Annotated in this window: 22 protein-coding genes; 18 read left to right on the forward strand and 4 right to left on the reverse strand. The window is 59.8% G+C overall.

The features are described from left to right. Positions 1-9: 9 nt before the first annotated feature. A complete protein-coding gene (gene trxB, locus DM08_RS11370; protein ID WP_035384766.1) occupies positions 10-966 on the reverse strand; it encodes a thioredoxin-disulfide reductase in 957 nt (318 codons plus the stop codon). A 121-nt stretch (positions 967-1087) separates the two neighbouring features. On the opposite strand from trxB, the gene mltB reads away from it, so the two are divergent. The 4 genes from mltB (at position 1088) to DM08_RS13245 (ending at position 2970) form a co-directional block, all read left to right on the forward strand. Next, positions 1088-2008, forward strand: coding sequence for a lytic murein transglycosylase B (gene mltB, locus DM08_RS11375; protein WP_237560279.1), 921 nt, complete (start codon positions 1088-1090; stop codon positions 2006-2008). A gap of 149 nt (positions 2009-2157) precedes the next feature. Beyond that, positions 2158-2481 carry a type II toxin-antitoxin system RelE/ParE family toxin gene (locus DM08_RS11380; RefSeq protein ID WP_035384767.1) on the forward strand — a complete coding sequence of 108 codons (324 nt, stop codon included), beginning with the start codon at positions 2158-2160 and terminating at the stop codon, positions 2479-2481. After that, on the forward strand, positions 2474-2806 hold the full coding sequence (locus DM08_RS11385; RefSeq protein WP_035384768.1) for a helix-turn-helix domain-containing transcriptional regulator: 333 nt from the start codon (positions 2474-2476) through the stop codon (positions 2804-2806). Before DM08_RS11380 ends, DM08_RS11385 begins: the two co-directional genes overlap by 8 nt. Beyond that, positions 2794-2970: a hypothetical protein gene (locus DM08_RS13245; protein ID WP_237560280.1), complete on the forward strand. Its 177-nt coding sequence runs from the start codon at positions 2794-2796 to the stop codon at positions 2968-2970. The genes DM08_RS11385 and DM08_RS13245 overlap by 13 nt, the downstream gene beginning before the upstream one ends. Positions 2971-3111: 141 nt before the next feature. Here the strand turns inward: DM08_RS13245 and DM08_RS11390 are convergent, their stop codons facing one another. Together DM08_RS11390 and msrA are read right to left on the reverse strand one after the other, a co-directional pair. Continuing rightward, positions 3112-4056: an adenylate/guanylate cyclase domain-containing protein gene (locus tag DM08_RS11390; RefSeq protein WP_081908891.1), complete on the reverse strand. Its 945-nt coding sequence runs from the start codon at positions 4054-4056 to the stop codon at positions 3112-3114. 152 nt (positions 4057-4208) lie between these two features. Then, entirely contained in the window at positions 4209-4718 is a 510-nt protein-coding gene (msrA, locus tag DM08_RS11395) for a peptide-methionine (S)-S-oxide reductase MsrA (RefSeq protein ID WP_035384770.1), read from the reverse strand. A gap of 219 nt (positions 4719-4937) precedes the next feature. On the opposite strand from msrA, the gene dnaE reads away from it, so the two are divergent. Beyond that, a complete protein-coding gene (gene dnaE / locus DM08_RS11400) occupies positions 4938-8501 on the forward strand; it encodes a DNA polymerase III subunit alpha (RefSeq protein ID WP_035384771.1) in 3564 nt (1187 codons plus the stop codon). Between the two features lie 26 nt (positions 8502-8527). Here the strand turns inward: dnaE and flgA are convergent, their stop codons facing one another. Beyond that, complete coding sequence (gene flgA / locus DM08_RS11405) at positions 8528-9199, reverse strand: flagellar basal body P-ring formation chaperone FlgA (RefSeq protein ID WP_035384772.1); 672 nt, start codon at positions 9197-9199, stop codon at positions 8528-8530. A gap of 142 nt (positions 9200-9341) precedes the next feature. Between flgA and flgB the strand changes: the two genes are divergently transcribed. The 13 genes from flgB (at position 9342) to DM08_RS12405 (ending at position 21825) form a co-directional block, all read left to right on the forward strand. Further along, the gene (gene flgB, locus DM08_RS11410) at positions 9342-9755 is read left to right on the forward strand and encodes a flagellar basal body rod protein FlgB (RefSeq protein WP_035384773.1); all 414 of its coding nucleotides are present in this window, start codon (positions 9342-9344) and stop codon (positions 9753-9755) included. 5 nt (positions 9756-9760) lie between these two features. Next, the gene (gene flgC, locus DM08_RS11415) at positions 9761-10165 is read left to right on the forward strand and encodes a flagellar basal body rod protein FlgC (protein ID WP_035384834.1); all 405 of its coding nucleotides are present in this window, start codon (positions 9761-9763) and stop codon (positions 10163-10165) included. Between the two features lie 20 nt (positions 10166-10185). Further along, a complete protein-coding gene (locus DM08_RS11420) occupies positions 10186-10872 on the forward strand; it encodes a flagellar hook assembly protein FlgD (protein ID WP_051938188.1) in 687 nt (228 codons plus the stop codon). Between the two features lie 14 nt (positions 10873-10886). Continuing rightward, positions 10887-12161, forward strand: coding sequence for a flagellar hook protein FlgE (gene flgE / locus DM08_RS11425; RefSeq protein ID WP_035384774.1), 1275 nt, complete (start codon positions 10887-10889; stop codon positions 12159-12161). 19 nt (positions 12162-12180) lie between these two features. Next, the gene (gene flgF / locus DM08_RS11430; RefSeq protein WP_035384775.1) at positions 12181-12924 is read left to right on the forward strand and encodes a flagellar basal-body rod protein FlgF; all 744 of its coding nucleotides are present in this window, start codon (positions 12181-12183) and stop codon (positions 12922-12924) included. Between the two features lie 30 nt (positions 12925-12954). Beyond that, positions 12955-13737: a flagellar basal-body rod protein FlgG gene (gene flgG, locus DM08_RS11435; protein ID WP_035384776.1), complete on the forward strand. Its 783-nt coding sequence runs from the start codon at positions 12955-12957 to the stop codon at positions 13735-13737. Positions 13738-13747: 10 nt separating this feature from the next. Continuing rightward, the gene (locus DM08_RS11440; RefSeq protein ID WP_035384777.1) at positions 13748-14434 is read left to right on the forward strand and encodes a flagellar basal body L-ring protein FlgH; all 687 of its coding nucleotides are present in this window, start codon (positions 13748-13750) and stop codon (positions 14432-14434) included. A 13-nt stretch (positions 14435-14447) separates the two neighbouring features. Then, positions 14448-15545 (forward strand): flagellar basal body P-ring protein FlgI, encoded by a 1098-nt coding sequence (locus DM08_RS11445; RefSeq protein ID WP_035384778.1) that lies wholly within the window; start codon positions 14448-14450, stop codon positions 15543-15545. Continuing rightward, positions 15545-16387, forward strand: coding sequence for a flagellar assembly peptidoglycan hydrolase FlgJ (gene flgJ, locus DM08_RS11450; RefSeq protein ID WP_035384779.1), 843 nt, complete (start codon positions 15545-15547; stop codon positions 16385-16387). The genes DM08_RS11445 and flgJ overlap by 1 nt, the downstream gene beginning before the upstream one ends. Before the next feature lie 62 nt (positions 16388-16449). Next, positions 16450-18387, forward strand: coding sequence for a flagellar hook-associated protein FlgK (gene flgK / locus DM08_RS11455; RefSeq protein ID WP_035384780.1), 1938 nt, complete (start codon positions 16450-16452; stop codon positions 18385-18387). Between the two features lie 11 nt (positions 18388-18398). Beyond that, complete coding sequence (flgL, locus tag DM08_RS11460; protein WP_035384781.1) at positions 18399-19634, forward strand: flagellar hook-associated protein FlgL; 1236 nt, start codon at positions 18399-18401, stop codon at positions 19632-19634. 131 nt (positions 19635-19765) lie between these two features. Then, positions 19766-21082, forward strand: coding sequence for an enoyl ACP reductase FabMG family protein (locus tag DM08_RS11465; protein ID WP_035384782.1), 1317 nt, complete (start codon positions 19766-19768; stop codon positions 21080-21082). Between the two features lie 86 nt (positions 21083-21168). Then, positions 21169-21825 carry a COG4648 family protein gene (locus DM08_RS12405; RefSeq protein ID WP_152555832.1) on the forward strand — a complete coding sequence of 219 codons (657 nt, stop codon included), beginning with the start codon at positions 21169-21171 and terminating at the stop codon, positions 21823-21825. The last annotated feature ends 1 nt before the right edge of the window (position 21826 follow it).

Here is a 21826-nt window from a genome sequence, read left to right on the forward strand (position 1 = left end):
GGCGACGGGTCAGCCGTGTTGGGCCAGATACTTGTCCGCGTCCAGCGCGGCCATGCAGCCGGTCGCGGCGGAGGTGCAGGCCTGGCGGTAGATCTGGTCCTGCACGTCGCCGGCGGCGAACACGCCGTCCACACTGGTGGCGGTGGCATTGCCTTGATGGCCGCCGCGCGTGACCAGATAGCCGTTGTCCATCTGCAGTTGGCCCGCGAACAGGTCGGTGTTGGGCTTGTGGCCGATGGCGATGAACACGCCGTCCACGGTGATCTCCTGCGTGCTGCCGTCCTGCACGTTCTTCAGACGCGCGCCGGTCACGCCGGAAGCGTCGCCCAGCACCTCGTCCAGCACTTGATGCAGTTGCAGGGTGATCTTGCCTTCCTTCACCTTCTCCATCAGATGATCGACCATGATGCGTTCGGCGCGGAAGCTGTCGCGGCGGTGAATCAGGGTGACGTGGCTGGCGATGTTGGCCAGATACAGCGCTTCTTCCACGGCGGTGTTGCCGCCGCCGACCACGGCTACCGGCTTGTTGCGGTAGAAGAAGCCGTCGCAGGTGGCGCAACCGGACACGCCACGGCCCATGAACGCTTCTTCCGATGGCAGCCCCAGATACTGTGCCGACGCGCCGGTGCAGATGATGAGCGCGTCGCAGGTGTAATGCCCGGCATCCCCGATCAGCTCGAACGGTTTTTGTTGCAGCTTGGCGGTGTGGATGTGGTCAAAGATCAGCTGGGTGTTGAAGCGCTCGGCGTGTTGCTGGAAGCGCTGCATCAGCTCGGGGCCTTGTACGCCGTTGGGGTCTGCGGGCCAGTTGTCCACTTCGGTGGTGGTCATCAGTTGGCCACCCTGGGCCAAACCGGTGATGAGCACGGGGTTGAGATTGGCGCGCGCGGCGTACACGGCGGCAGTGTAACCGGCAGGGCCGGAACCGAGGATGACGAGGCGATGATGCTGAACGGTCTTTTCCATGATGGACGCTTCCGGTAAGTGCAAAGAGGGGGCGAAATTTAACAGCGGCGCGTTCGGCTGTCGAGATAAAATCGCGGCCATGCGTTGCTTGCCCCTTTTGCTCTCCATGTTGCTGCTTCCGATGCCGGAGTCACATGCGGCACAGTTCCCCGGAGTGGATGTTTTCATCGACGAGATGGTACAACGTCACCAGTTCGAGCGGACCTATCTGGAGTCCGCGTTCGCCTCGGCCCAGCATAGGCCGTCCATCATAGCGGCCATGTCCCGCCCTTATACCCGCAAGCCTTGGCCGGAGTACCGGGCGACTGTGGTCGAACCGCGCCGGATCAGGCGTGGCCTGGCTTTCTGGCAGCAACACCGGGATACGCTGGCTCGCGCCGAGCAGCGCTACGGCGTGCCTGCCGAGATCGTGGTCGCGCTCATCGGTATCGAGACGGTCTATGGCCGCAACGTCGGCAAGGTGCCCACGCTGGATGCGCTCGCAACGCTGGCGTTCGACTATCCGCGCCGTGCGGAATTCTTCCGGGGCGAGCTGGAGCAATTCCTGCTGCTGGTGCGCGAGCAGCAACTAGACGTGCTGACCGTGCAAGGTTCGTATGCCGGGGCACTGGGGATGCCGCAGTTCATGCCGGGTAGCTATCGCCGATATGCGGTCGATTTCGATCAGGATGGCAGGGCCGACCTGTTGACCGATGCCGATGATGTGATCGGCAGTGTGGCCAACTATCTGTACCAATTTGGCTGGAAGCAGGGAGAGCCGGTGGCGGTGCGTTCCAGAGATTTGCTCGGTGAGGGCGATAAAACCCCACGCCCTTTGGCGGAGTGGTCGGGCATCGGTGTCACGCCACTGGAGCCGGTCGCCGCACTGGATGCGAGTCAAGCGGCGACCCTGCTGGAATTCACCCTGGCCGAGGGCCGGGAAAGCTGGCTGGCGTTCGGTAATTTCGGCGTGATCACCCGGTACAACAACAGCAACTACTACGCCATGTCGGTGTTCCAGCTAGCCGAGGAACTCAAGCGGGCGTTCTACGCTCCCCAATAACGCGGCCCCATTCCTCTAATCGTGGCCGAAAGTACCGCTGCGCCTAGCGTGGACAATAGCCCACAAAATCAAGAGCGATTGCTGTCCGGCAGTGCTTGAATTGTCAGGAGATGCTTGCATGCCCTCGCTCATAAGCGAATAATCGCATCATGTATCAGATCATCCATTACCTTGATGAGGGGCAGAATGACATCTATCAGTCATGGCTGGACTCTCTTCGTGATCGCACGGCCAAGATTGCCATCATCCGTCGTGTTGCGCGTATCGAGCTTGGGCTGTTTGGTGACTGCAAACCTTTGAGGGATGGCATCTCAGAGTTAAGAGTTGATGTCGGTGCCGGATATCGTATCTATTACGCACAGGTAGGCAACATGGTTATTTTGCTCACGAGCGGCGGCGACAAGAGGTCTCAGAGCCGCGACATTGAGCGTGCAATCCGCTTACTCCACGATTGGGAGAAACGAAATGGCTAATACGCATAGAACACATGAAGCAGCAACGACAGATATGTTCAAAAATGATCCTGAGCTAGCTGCAGAATATTTGAACTCCGTGCTTGCGGACGGTGATGAGGCTGACCTAATGCTTGCACTCAGAAGTCTAAGCAAATCGTATGGCGGCGTGCAGGAGGTTGCCCGTCAAGCCGAGGTCAATGCGCATACGTTGTATCGAACTCTGTCTGAGCAAGGGAATCCGGAGTTAAAAACACTTTCGTCGATTCTACGCGCGATGGGGATGCGCCTAGCCGTTCAGCCTATCAAATCGTTGCATGACGAGCATTCAAAATGCGCTGTCTGAAAGAGGAAACAGATAGCCTAGCGCCAGTCGAGCATGACGAAGCTTTTATTGCAACCGTGCTGGCCGATGCTGACACCAAGTTCGCATACGACCAACTTAAGGAGGAGTATGCGGCAATACAAGCGGTGCTTCGTGCTGGGTTAGAGGCGAGAAGTGTTACTTGATTACCTCTTCAGGCTGGAGCCAGATCGTAGCTACGGAACGCTCTTCCAGACATTTTAAGATGCTGAAACTAGCTACGTTTGATAAATGCGAATTGGCACAGGGCGTTGTTTAGTGAGGTAAGTAACGCTGGATACCTCGCCTTATTGGCTGGGTTGCTCAGGCTCGGTCGGTTTGGTCGCTCCGGATTTTTGCGGGGTATGTGCGGGCGCTTTGTGCGGCTTTGGTGGGGCGGGCTCACTGGTCGCCGAGCCGAGGGTGCGCGCGGCGGTCTTCATGCCTGACCACATGTTTTTGGCCTGTGCGATCTGGCTGTCCAGTTCTCGCCGGACGTGGTCTGGTTCTTTCATGATGGGGACGAGCGTGAAGATCTCGTAGATCACGATGAGCACGATGGCGAACCTGATGAGGAAGAACAGATTCCTGAACAAACCCAGCAGCCATCCCAGCATGCGGCTGGGCAAAGAGCGTTTGGGCGGGGTCCATTCTGCGCGGGGTTTGGGTGCGGCGGCGGGAGCCGTGGGTTGGTGCGCTGCGGCGGTCTGGCTGGCAGGCCCCCAGCCGTACACGTCGTAAGCTCGGGCGCTCTGGTCGGTCCGCTTACCGAGGTGGTGGAACATCTCCCCGTACCGGTGCGACAAGGGCAGGATGATGTCGTAGTAGCCGCGTGACACCACGATCTGGCCGGGATCGGCGAAGCCCATCACCCGCTGCGCGCCATTGACGGCATCGCCGACGACACACGGTTTGCCGTGCACGTCGGTGGATAGCTGTATCGGGCCGAAATTGATGCCCATGCGCAGTGGCATGGGGGTGGAGAACCTGGGGTCTTCGGTCACCATCAACTCGCGCAGCTTCAAGGCCACGCGGATGCAGTCCTCCGGTTCGACCAGTGCGGTCATGGCTGCGCCATCGCCGGTATCGACCACCATCACATCGGTTGCGGGGATCTTGCTGGTGGCGATCATCCACACCGAGACGAAGCGCTCCTTCAGTGCGATCTGTTCGACATTGGTTTGTTCCGGGTATCCGGCAATGCCTGCGAACAGGACACTGCACATCTTTGTGCTGCCACGAGTTGCGCTCATCGATCGACTTTCTGCTGAAACCTTAACATTGCGCGAATCTCACCCGGCTCGACCGGACTGCTCTATCTCGGTCGATTATGCCATGGCCGGGATAAACCCACACCACCGAGCGGGCAGGAGATGCAGCAAGTCAGGCCGTTCGTGTGCCCGGCTCATTCCCCGAGCCGGAAATGGCGGATCGAGTGACAGGTGTAGCCATCGGGATGTTTGATCAGGTATTTCTGGTGATACTCCTCGGCGCGCCAGAACTGCTTGAACGGAGTCACTTCGGTCACCACTTTGCCTCCCCATTCGCCTGACGCATCCACCGTGCGTATTACTTCGGCGGCGGTGGCCTGTTGCTCGGCGCTGGTGGTGAAGATGGCCGAGCGGTATTGCGTCCCGACATCGTTGCCTTGCCGGTTGGTGGTGGTCGGGTTGTGCATGCGGAAGAACTCGAACAGCAGGTGGCGGTAGCTCAGTCGCTTGGGGTCGAACTCGATCTTCAGCGATTCCGCATGGCCGGTGCGCCCGGTCTTGACCTGCTCGTAGCGCGCGTCCGGGGTTGCGCCGCCGGTGTAGCCGACCTCGGTGCTGAGCACGCCGGGGATCTGACGCACCAGTTCCTCCATGCCCCAGAAGCATCCTCCGGCGAGATAGGCGGTTTGTGGGGTGACGGGCATGGCGGTTCCTTTCGTGGCGGCGTGCGCAGAGAGTGGGACGAGGGCAAGTAAAATCCAGAGCAGGCGTAGCATGGTTTTCATCGGGCGTGTTCCGGTTAGGTACACGAGGTTGCTGGGCCTCGCCATTATAGGCATCCGATGGTTTGTCGCCAGCTTGATCGGCGCATTTCGCAGGTGCCGGGGATGATAGAATTCTGCCATTGATCGTCGGTGCTTCCCATGTCGCAACTCCGTTTTGTCCATCTTCGTCTGCACAGTGAGTTTTCCATCGCCGACGGTATCGTTCGCCTCGATGTCGTCGAGAAGAAGAAGGATGCCGAGGGCAATAGCTACAAGGTGCATGTCTGTCCGCCAGTCGCGGCGGCACGGGCGGACGGGATGCCGGCGCTGGCGCTGACCGACCTTTCCAACGTATTCGGCATCGTCAAGTTCTATCAGGCCGCGCGCGGGGCCGGCATGAAACCGGTCATCGGTGCCGATGTGTTCATCACCAACGAAGCTGACCGCAGCAAGCCGTACCGGCTGCTGCTGTTGTGCCAGTCCAATGAAGGCTATCTGCGGCTGTGCCGTTTGCTGACCCGCGCCTTTCTGGAGAACCAGCATCTGGGCCGCTCCGAGTTGCGCCGCGAGTACATCATTGAGGAGGGCAGTGCGGGGCTGATCGCCTTGTCCGGCGCGCAGTTGGGCGATGTCGGTACGGCCTTGCTCAATGGCAACCGCCAGGCGGCGCGCCAATACGCCGAGGGTTGGGCGGCGTTGTTCCCGGAGCGCTACTACCTGGAGGTGCAGCGCGCCGGTTTCCCTGGCGAGGAAGTGCATGTGCGGGGTGCGGTGACGCTGGCGGCAGAGCTGGGGCTGCCACTGGTGGCGACCCATCCGATCCAGTTCATGGCGCGCGAAGAATTCAAGGCCCACGAGGCGCGCGTGTGCATTGCCGAAGGCTACGTGCTCAACGACAAACGCCGCGCCAAGGCCTTCACCGAGCAGCAATATTTCAAGACTCAGGCGGAGATGGCCGAGCTGTTCGCCGATCTGCCCGAAGCGCTGGAGAACAGCGTCGAGATCGCCAAGCGCTGCAACCTCACGCTCAAGCTGGGCAAACCGCAACTGCCGGACTTTCCCACGCCCAACGGCGAGAGTCTGGACCAGTTCCTGTACGACGAATCCGAGCGCGGGCTGATGCAGCGCATGGCGCAGCTTTACCCAGATGAGGCCGAGCGTGCCGCCAGGTTGCCGCAGTACATGGACCGGCTGAAATTCGAGGTGGATACCATCATCAAGATGGGCTTCCCCGGCTACTTCCTGATCGTGGCCGACTTCATCCGCTGGGCCAAGGCTTACCGCCACGAACGCTTCCCCAATGGCGTGCCGGTCGGGCCGGGGCGGGGTTCCGGTGCAGGTTCGCTGGTGGCTTATTCGCTGGGTATCACCGATCTCGACCCGTTGCGCTACGACCTGCTGTTCGAGCGCTTCCTCAATCCCGAGCGGGTTTCCATGCCTGACTTCGACGTGGACTTCTGTCAGGATGGGCGCGAACTGGTGATCCGTTACGTGCGCGACAAATATGGCGCGCAGTGCGTATCCCAGATCGCTACCTTCGGCACCATGGCCTCCAAGGGCGTGATCCGCGACGTGGGGCGGGTGATGGATTTCCCCTATGGACTGTGCGACCGCCTGTCCAAGCTGATTCCGCTGGATGGACCTAAGCCGGTCTCCCTGGCCAAGGCGCGCGAGCTGGAGCCTGAGATCAATGCCATTGCCAATGACGAGGAGGGCGTTCCTGAACTACTGGAACTGGCCGAAGGGCTGGAAGACCTGACCCGCAACATCGGCATGCACGCTGGCGGGGTGCTGATCGCGCCGGGCAAGCTCACCGACTTCTGTCCGCTCTACACCGCCGACGGTAGCAATCCGGTGAGTCAGCTCGACAAGGATGACGTGGAAGCCATCGGTCTGGTGAAATTCGACTTTCTGGGCTTGCGCACGCTGACCATCATCGACTGGGCGGTGCGCTATGTGCGCCAGACACTCGGTGTGCCGGATTTCAACATCGATACCATCCCGCTCGACGACAAGCCGACTTACGACCGCATCTTCAAGGCGGCCAACACCACGGCGGTGTTCCAGTTCGAGTCACGCGGGATGAAGGACACGCTGAAGAACGCCAAGCCGGACTGCCTGGAAGACCTGATCGCGCTGAATGCGCTGTATCGTCCCGGCCCGATGGATTTCATCCCCGACTTCATCAACCGCAAGCATGGCCGCGAAACGGTGGTCTATCCACACCCTTGCTTGGAAAAGGTGCTGGTCCACACCTACGGCATCATGGTGTACCAGGAGCAGGTGATGCAGGCCGCGCAGGTGGCAGCGGGCTACAGTCTGGGCGGCGCGGACATGCTGCGTCGGGCAATGGGTAAGAAGAAGGTCGAGGAGATGGCGAAGGAGCGCGCCAAGTTCGTGGAGGGCGCGGCCAAGAACAACATCGGTGCGGATCAGGCTAACGAGATCTTCGACGTGATGGAGAAGTTCGCGGGCTACGGCTTCAACAAGTCGCACGCCGCCGCTTACTCGCTGGTGGCCTACCAGACCGCTTACCTCAAGTGCCACCATCCCGCTGCGTTCATGGCTTCGACCATGACCTCGGAAATGGACAACACCGACAAGGTGAGTTTTTTCTATCAGGACACGCTGCAACAGGGCTTGACCATCCTGCCGCCGGACGTCAATTCGTCGGACTACCGCTTCGCCCCCAAGGACGATACGACCATCGTGTACGGGCTGGGGGCAATCAAGGGTACCGGGCAGGCGGCGATCGAGAATCTGGTTGAGGCGCGCAAGAGCGGCCCGTTCACGGATCTACACGACTTCTGCCGCCGGGTGGACAAGCGCGTGGTCAACCGCCGCACCATCGAGGCGCTGATCCGGGGTGGCGCTTTCGATGCCATCAACGACCACAGGCATCAGTTGATGGCATCGCTGGATGCGGCTCTGGAGGCGGCAGACCAGCACGCCCGCCATGCGAACCAGAACAGTCTGTTCGGGGACGATGATGGCGCGGACCTGCCGGTGACCATGGCAGATGTACCACGCTGGAGTCTGCGCGAGCGGTTACAGCAGGAGAAGACGGCGCTGGGTTTCTATCTCAGCGGCCACCCGTATCAGGAATATGCCGAGGAGTTGGCCAAGTTCATCAGGTTGAAGCTGGCCGATGTCACGCCGCAGCTGCAAACCTCGAACCGCAGCAGCAATCATGGCGAGGGCGGTGGTGGTCGGCGCAATGCAGGTGTGGCGGTGGTGCTGGCCGGCATCGTCTCCAGCGTGCGCATCTTGCAGACCCGGCGCGGACGCATGGCGGCGGTGACGCTGGATGATGGTCATGCACAACTCGAACTGACTGTGTTCAACGATGTGTACGAGGGCAGCAAACAGTGGATACGCGAAGACGAGTTGCTGGTGGTGCGCGGCAAGGCGGGCTACGACGAATACTCCGGCGGGATGCGGGTCAGTGGGGAAGAATTGTTCGATTTCGCTTCGGCACGCTCAGCCTATGCCAAACGCCTGGATGTCGCCGTCACCCAGGCCAGCGGCGTGACTGTCGCTGATCTGCAGTCCTTGCTGATGCCGTATCGCGGCGGGGAGTGTCCCGTGTTCATCCATTACCGCAACGCCGAAGCCAGCGTTCAGCTCCGGCTGGGCGAGGGTTGGGGCGTGATCCTGCATGACGAATTGCTCCAGGGGCTGAGACAGCGTCTGGGCGAGCAGAACGTGCGCGTCGTCTACTGATGCACTTGCCGGTGCGAGGGGCGGCGCTACGGCCTGACCGCGACCACTCCATCGGCCCCGGCGATGCCAGAGATCACCTGTCCCGATGCCGTTCTTACCTGAACGGACTGCCCCTCGGCGGCATTGTTCAACGCCTTGCCTTCCGAGCTGACGCTCAGCCCTTCCATCCTTAACTGCAATTTCACGCTTTGCCCCTGGGTCACCGACCAGGGCGCACGCAGCATGTCCTGCTTGAGTATCTGGCCAGCGCCCAGGCTGAACCTGAGTATCTTGCCGATGGCCTGATTGGGGTCGGTGAGTATGCCGGGTTGGCTGACCTCGCCGCTTTGGCTGGAAATGTCGGCCGCCGTCAGCAGTTGGCCTTGTTGCAAGGGGTGGCTGGCGGTCAACATGGTCAGGGTGACCTTGATCTGTACCGGCACGAACAGTGTCCAGCCATCCTTGCAGCGTACCCCGACATTGGTCTTGCCGATCAGCTGCGTCCCCTGCGGCAGAAACGTCTCGAACCCTGGGCAGGCAGGCAGGACGATGTGCGGATCGATCTCGTCCACCTTGACGATGACCTTGCCCTGCATGGACTGGGTCTGCTCCTGCACGAACTCGCTGACCTTGAGCCGGACCTCGGCATGGCTTTGCGCGGAGGGGGCGGCCCAAGCCGTGGGAATCGCCAGCAGCAACAATGTGAGCAATGTCTTCATGGCGTTATTGTGTCCTCAACGGCGTATCGGAAAGAAGGGAAATGGATGGTTAATCCACGCTTAATCGGATGATGGATGACACTTTACTCTCGCTAGTATGCACGTCATGGAAATGGTAGTCGGGTGAGCGAGGAGAACGGCGATGGCAAGCAGGATAGATCAAGTGATGCAATACCACCAGACGGCGCTGAGTCTGCGTGCGGCGCGGCAGGAGTTGCTGGCTTCGAACATCGCCAATGCGGATACGCCCAACTATAAGGCCAAGGATATCGACTTTGCCAGTGCCTTGCAGGGTGCGATGGCGGGGCGGAGTGGCAGCCTGTCCATGGCCACCACCTCGCCGCGTCACATCGAGGGAGCAGCGGCGGGTGGTGGTTTGCTGGCGGGACAGGTACAGGTCAAGTATCGCAATGTGATCCAGCCCTCAGCCGATGGCAATACCGTGGATATGGATGTGGAGCGGGCTCAATTCGCTGATAACGCGCTGCGCTATGAAGCCAGCGTCAAGTTCGTCGGCGACGAGTTCAAGGATGTGTTGACAGCATTACAAGGGTGATCGTCATGTCTCTGTTCAATATCTTCAACATCGCCGGTTCCGGTATGACGGCGCAGTCACAGCGCCTCAACGTGGTCGCCAGTAATCTGGCCAATGCCGACAGTACCACCGGCCCCGACGGCAAGCCGTATCGTGCCAAACAGGTAGTGTTCAACACGGTGCCCATGGGTGAGGGGGCGGGCGCCGGTGTCAAAGTCTCGGCAGTGGTGGAAGATGCCTCGCCGATGAAGGTTGTGTACGACCCGAAGCATCCAATGGCGGATGAAAAGGGCTACGTCACGCTGCCGAACGTGAATGTGGTGGAGGAGATGGTCAACATGATCTCGGCCTCGCGCTCGTATCAAAACAATGTGGACATGCTGAACACCTCGAAGTCCATGCTACTCAAGACGCTGACCATCGGCGGCTGATTTTCTGAAAGGATAGGAAAATGATCACTTCGACTCAAAGCAGCAACCCAGCCTCGTCGCTGTATGCCTCGCTCAATGCCAAGAACAGCAGTGCGGCTGCGACCGACCCCAACTCGGCTGCCGGTGTGCAGGACCGTTTCCTGAAGCTGCTGGTGACGCAGATGAAGAATCAGGATCCACTCAATCCCATGGACAACGCCCAGGTCACTTCGCAGATGGCGCAACTGAGTACGGTGAGTGGCATCGACAAGCTGAACACCACCTTGCAGGCGTTGAGCAGCAGCATGACGTCTACGCAATCGCTGAACGCGACCAATATGATCGGTCGCAGCGTGCTGGTGCCGGGTAACAAGATGCAGGTTTCCGGTGGGCAGGGCTTCGGCGGCATCAATCTGACGCAGTCGGTCGATAGTCTGAAGCTGAGCATCAAGGATGCAGCGGGAGCTCTGGTGCGCACCATCGATCTGGGTGCGCAGCAGGCCGGGATCGTCCCTATCGCCTGGAACGGGCTAACCGATAGCGGTACCCAGGCGGTCGATGGCAGCTATCAAATCACGGCTAGCGCAGTACTGGCGGGCCAGTCCAGCGCGCCTGCGACGCTGTCCTTCGGCATGGTGAACGCGGTCACGCAGGGTGCGCAGGGTGCGCAACTGGAAATCGGTCAGTTGGGCGCATTCGCCCTGGCTGACATCAAACAAATCATGTAACTGAGGAGACGGTCATGGGCTTTCAACAAGGATTAAGCGGTCTGAATGTTTCGTCCAAACAACTGGATGTCATCGGTAACAACATCGCCAATGCCAACACCGTCGGCTTCAAGATGGGGCAGGCCCAGTTTGCGGATGTGTATGCCGCATCGTTGAGCGGTGCGGGTGGCAATCAGGTCGGATTGGGCGCGCGACTGGCGGCGGTGGCGCAACAGTTCACGCAAGGCAACATCACGGTCACCAACAGCACCATGGACATGGCGATCAACGGCAACGGCTTCTATCGCATGGACAACAACGGAGCTGTCTCCTATTCCCGCAACGGCCAGTTCCAGATCGACCAGAACGGTTTCATCGTGAACTCGCAGGGCGCTATGCTGACGGGCTATCAGGTCAGCCCGACGACCGGTGCCATCGTCGCCGCCGCACCCTCGCCGATACAGATCCCTACTGCCAACATGGCTGCCAAACCTTCTGCCAATGTGGCCATGGTGGCCAATCTGGATGCGCGTTCGGCTGTGCCTATCACGGCAGCGTTCAGTCCGGCTGTGCCGACATCGTTCAATAATTCGACGGCGATCACCACTTACGACAGTCTGGGGAACAGCCACGTCACCAACTTGTACTTCCAGCTTCAGGCAGTGAATCCGGCAGCTGTACCACCGGTGGCCGCCAACACTTGGAATGTGTACGCCACGGTCGATGGGGTTCAGGTTCCGGCGGTGGTGGCTCCTGCCGCAGCCACGCCGGTAGGGACGCTGGTGTTCAACACCAATGGCACGCTGGCCACCCCCGTGGGCGGGACCATGACGACGGCACCGTTTACTTCGCTGGGTGCGACACCCAACCAGACGCTGACGTTCAATTTCACCAACTCGACCCAGTTCGGAGCCAATTTCGGGGTGAACGCGCTGACTCAGGATGGCTATGGTTCGGGCTTGTTGAGCGGTTTCAGTACCGCTGCCGACGGCGTCATCATGGGGCGTTACTCCAACGGACAGAGCAAGGTTCTGGGGCAGGTCGTGCTGGCGAACTTCGCCAATCCTCAGGGTTTGGTGTCCTTGGGCGGCAACGTCTGGTCGCAGTCGCCGACCTCGGGTGCGCCGCTGATCGGCGCTCCCGGCACAGCCCAGCTGGGCAAGATCCAGTCGGGCGCGGTAGAGGATTCGAATACCGACCTGACGGGCGAGCTGGTCAACATGATCACGGCACAGCGCGTCTATCAGGCAAACGCGCAAAGCATCAAGACGCAGGACCAGATCCTGCAGACCTTGGTGAACATGCGTTAAGTATTGACCGGAGGCTGACATGGACCGCGTGATCTACACCGCAATGACCGGCGCATCGCACATCCTGCACCAGCAGGCTGCGGTGTCGGAGAATCTGGCGAACAACAATACGCCTGGGTTCCGTTCGGCGCTGAATACCTTCCGTGCCGTTCCCCTGCAAGGGCAGGGGTTGCAGACGCGCGCGTTCGTGGTCGATTCCACGGCAGGCTCGGACTTCAGTTCCGGCGTGCTGCAGCCTACCGGTCGCGAGCTGGATGTAGCTGTTAACGGCAAGGGCTGGTTGGCCGTACAGTTGCCTGATGGTAGCGAGGCCTACACCCGCAATGGCAGTCTCCAGTCGACACCGAATGGCATCTTGCAGACCCGCAGCGGTCTGACCGTGGTGGGTGAGGGCGGTCCGATCACCTTGCCCCCGAACACCGAAGTGAGTATCGCCAGGGATGGCACCATCACTACGGTGCCGACCGGAAACACGCCGGTCCAGGTGCAGGTCGTGGGTCGTTTGAAACTGGTGAACCCGCCCGAGAACCAGATGGTGCGGGGCGAGGATGGTTTGTTCCGTACCGCTGACAAGCAGCCTGCTACGGCGGATGCGAGTGTTTCGGTGGTGCCCGGCAATCTGGAGAGCAGCAATGTGAATGTGGTCGAGGCGATGGTCAATATGATCGCGCTGGGTCGGTCGTTCGAGATGCAGATGAAAGTGCTGCAGAATGCGGACACCAATGCTCGTCAAGCGAGCCAGATCTTCAACATCAACGGCTGATCACGATCAGCCCATTGAAAGGAAAGAAAAATGATACGCTCACTGTGGATTTCCAAGACCGGCCTGGATGCTCAGCAAACCCAGATGGATGTCATATCCAACAACCTGGCCAACGTCAGCACCAATGGTTTCAAACGCTCGCGTGCGGTATTCGAAGACCTGCTGTACCAGACCATACGCCAGCCCGGTGCACAGTCTTCGCAGCAGACGCAGATCCCGTCCGGTTTGCAGATCGGTACCGGGGTGCGCCCGGTCGCCGCCGAACGTATTCATACCCAGGGCAATCTGCAGCAAACCGGCAATAGCCTAGATGTCGCCATCAACGGCCCTGGTTTCTTCTCGGTGCTGTTGCCGGACGGCACCACCGGTTATACCCGCGACGGCTCGTTCCAAGCGGACAATCAGGGGCAGCTGGTGACGGCCAATGGTTTCGTGGTGCAACCGCCGATCACGATTCCGGCCAATGCCCTCACGGTGACGGTTGGGCGGGATGGGGTGGTGTCGGTGACCCAACCCGGAGTGAATGCCCCGGTCCAGGTGGGAGCCTTGCAGCTGACTTCCTTCATCAACCCGGCTGGCCTGCAAAGCCAGGGTGAGAATCTGTATGTCGAGACTGCCTCCAGCGGTACACCTTCGACCAGTGTGCCGGGGTTGAACGGTACCGGCGTGCTGAATCAGGGGTATGTGGAAACTTCCAATGTGAATGTGGTCGAAGAGCTGGTGAATATGATCCAGACCCAACGCGCCTACGAGATCAACTCCAAGTCTATTCAGACTTCGGATCAGATGTTGCAGCGCCTGACCCAACTGTAAAGGAAAGATGATGCGCAAGTCGTTCGGATGGTGTTCGGCGCTGCTGGCTTTGGGTTTGGCCGCTTGCACCATGGTCGAGCCCAGTACCAAGATCCATCAGCCGATGACGGCGCGTCCGGCGGAGCGTACGCAGGCGATGTACAGCGATGGTGCCATCTATCATGCGGGCAACTCGCGCCCCTTGTTTGAAGACCGTCGTCCACGCATGGTGGGCGACATCCTGACCATCAACATCGTGGAAAAGACTTCGGCCAATGACAAGTCGAGCAACTCCGGGGATCACAGCAGCAGTACCAATGCAACCACGCCCAAGTTGTCTAGCCTGCTCAATCCGGCGAAGCTGATGTTCAATAGTCTGACCTTTGGGCCGGGCTCTTCGGCCAATAAACTATCCAACAACAGCGCCAATGCCACCAGTAACGATTTCACGGGTGTCATCACGGTCACCGTGGTCGAGGTGTTGGGCAATGGCAATCTGCTGGTGAGCGGCGAGAAGCAGGTGGTGGTCAATCAAGCCAATGAGTACATCCGCTTCTCGGGGGTGGTCAATCCGAACACCATCACCGGCGCGAATACGGTGCAATCCACCCAAGTGGCGGATGCGCATCTGGAATACAAGGGTAGCAACTACAGTATGGATACGTCTTCGACCTTGTCGCTGTTAGGACGTTTCTTCCAGTCGGTGCTGCCATTCTGATGGGGCGAGAGTCATGAGATTTCTGAACAAGGTGTTCTGCTTGCTGGTGCTGTTATCGCCGCTTGTGGCCTCTGCCGAGCGCATCAAGGACCTGGCCAGCATCCAGGGGGTGCGTGACAACCAGTTGATCGGCTACGGTCTGGTGGTCGGTCTGGATGGCAGCGGTGACCAGACCACGCAGACTCCGTTCACCGTGCAGAGCGTGATCAGCATGTTGTCCAACATGGGGGTGAATCTGCCACCGGCGACTTCGCTGCAATTGAAGAATGTAGCGGCAGTGACCGTGACGGCCACCCTGCCGCCGTTTTCCCGGCCCGGCCAGACCATCGACGTCACGGTCTCCTCCATCGGCAATGCCAAGAGCCTGCGCGGAGGGACGCTGCTGATGAGCCCACTCAAGGGTGCGGACGGTCAGGTGTACGCCATGGCGCAGGGGAGTTTGCTGGTCGGAGGGGCGGGCGCATCGGCTGGGGGCTCCAAGACCCAGGTCAACCATCTCAGCGTGGGCATCATCTCCGGCGGGGCGACGGTGGAGCGGGCGGTGCCCACCAACTTGGGCACGGGCGACTCCATCATGCTCAATCTCAACAAGACGGATTTCACCACCGCATCGCGTATCGCCGAGGCGCTTAACCAGAAGTTCGGTGCAGATAGTGCTGTGCCCCTCGATGGGCGTACGGTTCAGGTCAGCGCACCGCCGGGGAATGGTCGCGTGGCATTCCTGGCACAGATGGAAAACATCGAGGTGGAGCCTGCCGCTGGCGTGGCCAAGGTCATCATCAACGCCCGTACGGGCTCGGTGGTGATGAACCAGGCAGTGACGCTGGATGATTGTGCCGTGTCGCACGGTAGCCTGACGGTGGTCATCAAGACCGAGAATTCCGTCAGTCAGCCGGGGATGTTGTCGGGAGGAGAGACGGAAAAGGTCTCCAATTCGAACATTGATATCAAGGCAAGTGATGGCAAGATACTCACATTGAAGCGCGGCGTGTCGTTGGGTGATGTGGTCAAGTCGCTCAATGCCATCGGAGCAACCCCGCAGGATCTGCTGGTGATCTTGCAAGCCATGAAATCTGCCGGAGCGCTGCATGCTGATCTGGAGATCATTTGATGAACACGATGTCGAACATTGCAGGTTTGGCCACCGATGTGCAAAGTCTTGATGCACTCAAGCTGCAGGCCAAGCAGTCTCCCGATGCTGCGCTGAAGAAAGCCGCGCAGCAGTTCGAGGCCGTGTTCATGAACATGATGCTGAAATCCATGCGCGAGGCTGCTCCGCAGGATGGCATGTTCGATAGCGACCAGACCCGCATGTTCACCTCCATGCTCGACCAGCAGCTATCTCAGGATATGTCTGCACGCGGCATGGGGTTGGCCGATGTGATGGTCAAGCAACTCAGTCGGTCGCTGCCTGGGGCGGTCGCGACACCCTCTCATGCCCCAGCCGTGACTAGCCCGGTGCGTCAGTCGGCTGTGCCGTCGGCGTATAGCCAGGGCACTCAACAAGAGTTCGTGGATCGCTTGTTGCCGCATGCGGTACAGGCGGCACAGGCCACCGGCATCTCGCCCCAGCTGATACTGGGGCAGGCCGCGCTGGAAAGTGGCTGGGGCAGGCGCGAGATCAAGAATGCCGACGGCAGCAATAGCTTCAACCTGTTCGGCATCAAGGCGGGGCAGGGTTGGAACGGCAAAGTGGCGGAAGTCACCACCACCGAGTATGTGAACGGCGCGCCAGTGAAGCAGGTGGAGAAGTTCCGTGCCTACGGCTCCTATGCCGAGGCGTTTCAGGACTACGCCAGGATGCTGGGCGGTAATGCGCGCTACGCGGGTGTGTTGCGGCAGACGGATGCGGTCGGCTTCTCTCAGGCCATGCAGCGGTCTGGTTATGCCACCGATCCCCATTATGCGGACAAGCTGGTCGGTACGATCAGTAAAGTCAGCGCAATGGGTTGATAAAGTTTATCTGGCTTGAGCCGATATCACTGATGGAGCTCATGCTCTAAGGAATCGACATCATGGGAACCTCGATATTTGGAATTGGAGTGACGGCGCTGAACACAGCGCAGATCGGTATCACCACGACCGAGCATAACATCGCCAATGCCAGCACTCCCGGCTTCAGCCGCCAGCAGGCCGTGCAGACGGCCAATCCGCCGCAGTTCAGCGGGGCGGGTTTTTTGGGACAGGGTGTCAATGTCTCCACCATCAAGCGTATGTACAGCGAGTTTCTGGGCGCGCAGGTGCTGCAAGAGCAGGCCCAGGCCAACCAGCTCGATACCTATTACACCGAGATCCAGCAGATCAACAATCTGTTGGCCGATGCCTCTGCCGGTTTGGCACCTGCCATTCAGGGGTTCTTCAGTGGTGTGAACACAGTTGCGACCACGCCGCAGTCGCAAGCGGGACGGCAGACGATGTTGAGCAGCGCTCAGGTGCTGGTCTCTCGCTTCCAGGCGCTGGGTCAGCGCATGGCGGATGTCAGTGCCGGCTTGAACAGCCAGATCACCACCAGCGTGGCAGCCATTAATGGCTATGCGCAACAGATCGCGGCCTTGAATGACAGCATCGTGCTGGCACAAGGGACATCGGGGGGGATGACGGCCAATGATCTGCTCGACCAGCGCGACCAGCTCATCACCCAGTTGAACGTCGAGATCAAGGCCACGGTCCTCAAGCAGACCGATGGCAGCTACAACGTATTCATCGGCAACGGTCAGGCCTTGGTGGTCGGCTCCGGTGCCTACACCTTGCAGGCAGCACAGAATCAACAGGATGCCTCAAGGCTGGACTTGGCCTACAGTTCGAATGGGCAGGTGATACGTCTGCCGCAAAGCGCGATTCAGGGTGGCAAACTGGGCGGGCTGATGAACTTCCGCACGCAGACACTGGATGCGACGCAGAACTCCCTGGGCCGACTGGCCATCGGGATGGCGAGCAATTTCAATGCTCAGCACCAGTTGGGACTGGATGCCAACGGAGCGCTGGGTGGCAACTTCTTCAATGTGCCCGTACCCAGCGTAGCTCCATCGGTCGTCAACGCCGGAACGGGGGCTGTCAGTGCCACCATCGCGAATGTGGCTGCACTGACGACCAGCGATTACCAGCTGATCTTCAACGGCGGTACCAGTTACAGCGTGTTGCGTATGTCCGACAACACACTGACCAATTTCCCGGCAGGGTTGCCGCAGACTGTCGATGGCGTGACATTTGCGCTGACTGGTGGTGCCCCCGTCGCCGGAGATACCTTCCTGATTCGCCCGACCGCGAGCGGGGCGGGCAGTATCAGTCTGGCAATCTCGAATACGAACCTTATCGCTGCCGCCTCGCCCGTGCGTTCCGGTGCCGCTCTGGCCAATACCGGTTCGGGAGCGATCAGCTCTGCCACGGTGAACGCCACCCCGGTCTTGGCCAATCCTGCTCATCCTGCCACTGACCTGAACCTGCAGCAGCCGGTCACGATAACGTTCAACAATCCCCCGACCACGTTCAATGTGGCAGGGGTCGGGGTTCCCTTGCCGGGTACCAATATCCCGTTCACGGCAGGTGCGGCCATCACCTACAATGGCTGGACGGTGAGTATCTCGGGTGCACCCAATGCCGGCGACGTGTTCTCGGTGGGGACCAACACGCTGTCTACCGCCGACGGGAGCAATGCCTTGCTGCTGGCGGGGTTGCAGACTCGCCCCAACTTGTCCAACAGTACCGCCAGCTACGAGGGAGCTTACGCGCAATTGGTTGGTGAGGTGGGCAACAAGACCCGGGAGCTGAAAGTGACCAGTCAGGCCCAGACCACACTGGTGAACAATACGATACAGCAGCAGCAATCCATCTCAGGAGTCAATCTGGATGAAGAGGCGGCCAACCTGATGCGTTTTCAGCGGGCCTATCAGGCTGCGGGACAAGCGATCAAGGTCGCCAACACCATGTTCGATACCTTGCTGTCACTGAGATAAGAGGTGATGTCATGAGAATCAGTACCAGTTCCATCTACGACAGTAACGTGGCCTTGCTGAACCAGCAGCAGTCCAAGTTGTTCCAGACCCAGCAGCAAGTGGCTACCGGGCGACGCATGATCACGCCGGCAGACGATCCGGCTGCGGCGGCGCGGGCGCTGGAGGTCGGTCAGTCCGATGCCATGAACACGCAGTATGGGACGAACCGGACCTCGGCGATCAATACCCTTGCGCTGGTCGATGGGGCGTTGCAGAACGTAGGCAACATCTATCAGAGTATGCGTTCTGTGGTCACGGCTGCGGGTAATACAGTGCTGTCCAATGCCGAACGTCAAGCCATGGCCAGTGACCTGTCCGGTCAGCTGCAAGAGTTGCTCGGGCAGGCCAACAGCACCGATGGTGCGGGCACCTACCTGTTCTCCGGGTTCCAGGGAGCGAGCATCCCCTTCGTCAATACTGCGACCGGAGTCCAGTATTTCGGCGATGACGGGCAACGGCTGGTCCAGGTGAGCGCTTCGCGCCAGTTGGCTTCCACCGATCCAGGTTCCGACATTTTCATGCGTATCAAGAACGGGAACGATACGATCTCGCTTGCACCGTCGGTAGCGAACACCGGATCCGGGGTCGCCAATGCCGGTCAAGTTACCAACCCGGCTTTGTTGACAGGAGCCAACTACCAGATTGCGTTCACCGTGGCGGCAGGGGTGACGAGCTACTCCGTCACCAATACCACGGCAGTCCCGCCGACCCAGGTGTTGCCAGCGTTGCCGGCGACCGGGTTGCCTTACGTCAGCGGCCAGGCCATTGCGTTCGACGGCTTGCAGGTGAGCGTCTCGGGGGCTCCGGCGAATGGTGATACTTTTACGGTCGCTCCAAGTACCAACCAGAGCGTGTTTCAGACCTTGACCAATCTCATCAATGCACTGAAGCAACCGGTGGTCCCCGGTGTGCCCGCCACCTCGGCGGCGGTTAGCCAGAGCGTGGCCGACACGTTGAGCGGTCTGGACAATGCATTGAACAAGGTGCTGACCGTGCGTGCCTCGGTGGGTGCGCGCATGAATGAGGCCGACTCGCTCAAGGCCAGTGGCGATAGTCTGGCCTTGCAGTTCCAGCAGACGCTTTCCCAGTTGCAGGATCTCGATTACAACAAGGCGATGAGCGACCTGAGTCAGCAGCAGCTTTCGCTGCAGGCCGCGCAGAAATCCTTCGTCCAGGTGTCCGGATTGTCGCTGTTCAGCTACATGTGATCCGGCCTGGCTGACACAGGGACGCACCGCGAGGTGCGTCCTTTGTGTTTTCGGAGGGTATGCAGAGCGGTTTAACTTGATACAATCCACCTCCAGCAAATGAACGTAATTACTGATTGGAGACTGTTTCAATGACCGCACTCACCCCGCTGAGAACCATTCCGCAAGGCAACCTGTTTCGCCAGGGGGATGTCTTTGTGCTCTTCGGCGAGTTGTTTGGCCGGGGGTATGCCAATGGCTTGATCAACGAAGCACGCAAGGCCGGTATGACCATCATCGGCGTGACCGTGGGTCGGCGCGACGAGAACAACGCCTTGCGCGCATTGACCGATGAGGAACTGGCTGTGGCCGAAGCCAATCTGGGCGGCCGCATCATCAATGTGCCGCTGATGGCCGGTTTCGATCTGGATGCCCCGGCAGGTGAGCTGACCCCCACAGACATGATCGCGGACATGTCGCTCAAGAGCTGGCAGACGGATAAGCTCGACTGGGCGCACATCGAGAAGTGCCGCGAGGTCGGGGTCAGCCGATTCAAGAACTCGGTCGCGCAAGTGATGGCTGAGCTTGATCGCCGGATCCCCGATGGCAGCAATGTCTTTTTCGCGCACACCATGGCTGGCGGCATCCCCAAGGTGAAGGTGTTCCTCGCCATCGCCAACCGCATCTACAAGGGACGCGGCGAGCGCTTCATGTCCACGCGCGCGCTGCTGGATAGCGACTTGGGGAAGCTGATCCTCAAGAACTTCGATGAAGTGACGGCCAATACCTTTCAGTATCTGATCGAGGGCAGCGCTGCGATCCGGGCCCGCGTCGAACAGACCGGCGGGCAGGTGCGTTACACCGCCTACGGTTACCACGGCACCGAGATCCTGCTCGATGGCGAGTACCAGTGGCAGACTTACACCAGCTATACCCAAGGTCAGGCCAAGATGCGTCTGGAGCGCATCGCCGAGGCGGCCTGGGAGCAGGGGGTCAAGGCAACCGTCTATAACTGCCCGGAGATACGCACCAACTCTTCGGATATCTTCGTCGGGGTCGAACTTTCCCTGTTCCCCTTGCTGTTCGCTTTGCGCAAGGAGTGTGATGGCCCTTGGGTCGAGGCACAATGGCAGGCTTGCCGTGAGCTGTTGCAGGAGGGGACCTCGCTGGAGGCGTTGCTGCAAAGGATAGATGATTACAACGCCAACGATGTGATGAAGTCATTCCGCAACTATGCGGCCTGGCCGATGGACAATTCCGAGGCACTGGCGAATCTGATGATAGGTACCTCGGAAGAGATCACCCAGATGCACAAGGATCGCAAGGCGTTGGTCACCGACCACCTGAGTGCGCTGGTGCTGGAAGGTACCGGACCACTGATGTTCCGCGAAACCTCGCAGCCTTCGGCTCCCGTGTTGTGGCTGAGCCATGACATCATCGCCAAACAACTCTGCCTGTTGCACGCCTGACAGAACCGGCGGTTGATCATGCGCGGCCCGAGGTCACCGTCGATCAGATGCTCCAGCCACTGGCCCGAACTGCGTCGAGGGGCATGATGGCGCGTTTGGTAAAAGGGGTGGCGGTGCTACTGATTGTCCTCTATCCCGTGTTGTTGCACACCTTCCTGCTCAAGGAAGGGATGGCGACATCCCACCTGTTATTGGTGTTCATGCCGTTGCTGTGTGTCGCAGGCTGGGCGATATTGCGGTCGGTCGGTAAGGCATGGTGGCCCTTGGTGGGGGCGCTGCTGCTGGGAGGCGTGTACTTCTTCGTCAGCGGCGATCATGGCCGTGTCGGTCTGTTGGCAATCAACGGCCTATCCCATGCCACACTCAACCTGTTCCTGCTCTGGCTGTTCGGCCGCACCTTGCTGCCGGGACGCGAACCGCTGATCACCCAGATATCGCGACGGGTGAACGGCCAGTTGTATCCCGAGGTGGTTGGCTATACGCGAGGGGTCACCCTGGCATGGTGTGGATATTTTTGTCTGCAAGTGCTGGTGTCGCTGTTGCTGTACCTTTTTGCCTCGTTGGCCAGTTGGTCGTTCTTCATCAACGTGCTGAACCTGCCCTTGCTGGTGCTCATGTTCGTCGTTGAGAAAGCCTATCGGACAGCACGTTTCCCAGATCACCCCAATACTTCCATACTGAAAGCGATCGAGGTGTATTCCCGGGATTTCGCCGCTCCCCGGAACGTGGACCGTGGCTACTAGT

Origin of the sequence: Ferriphaselus sp. R-1, assembly GCF_000746095.1 — a bacterium.
Classification (GTDB): Bacteria; Pseudomonadota; Gammaproteobacteria; order Burkholderiales; family Gallionellaceae; genus Ferriphaselus.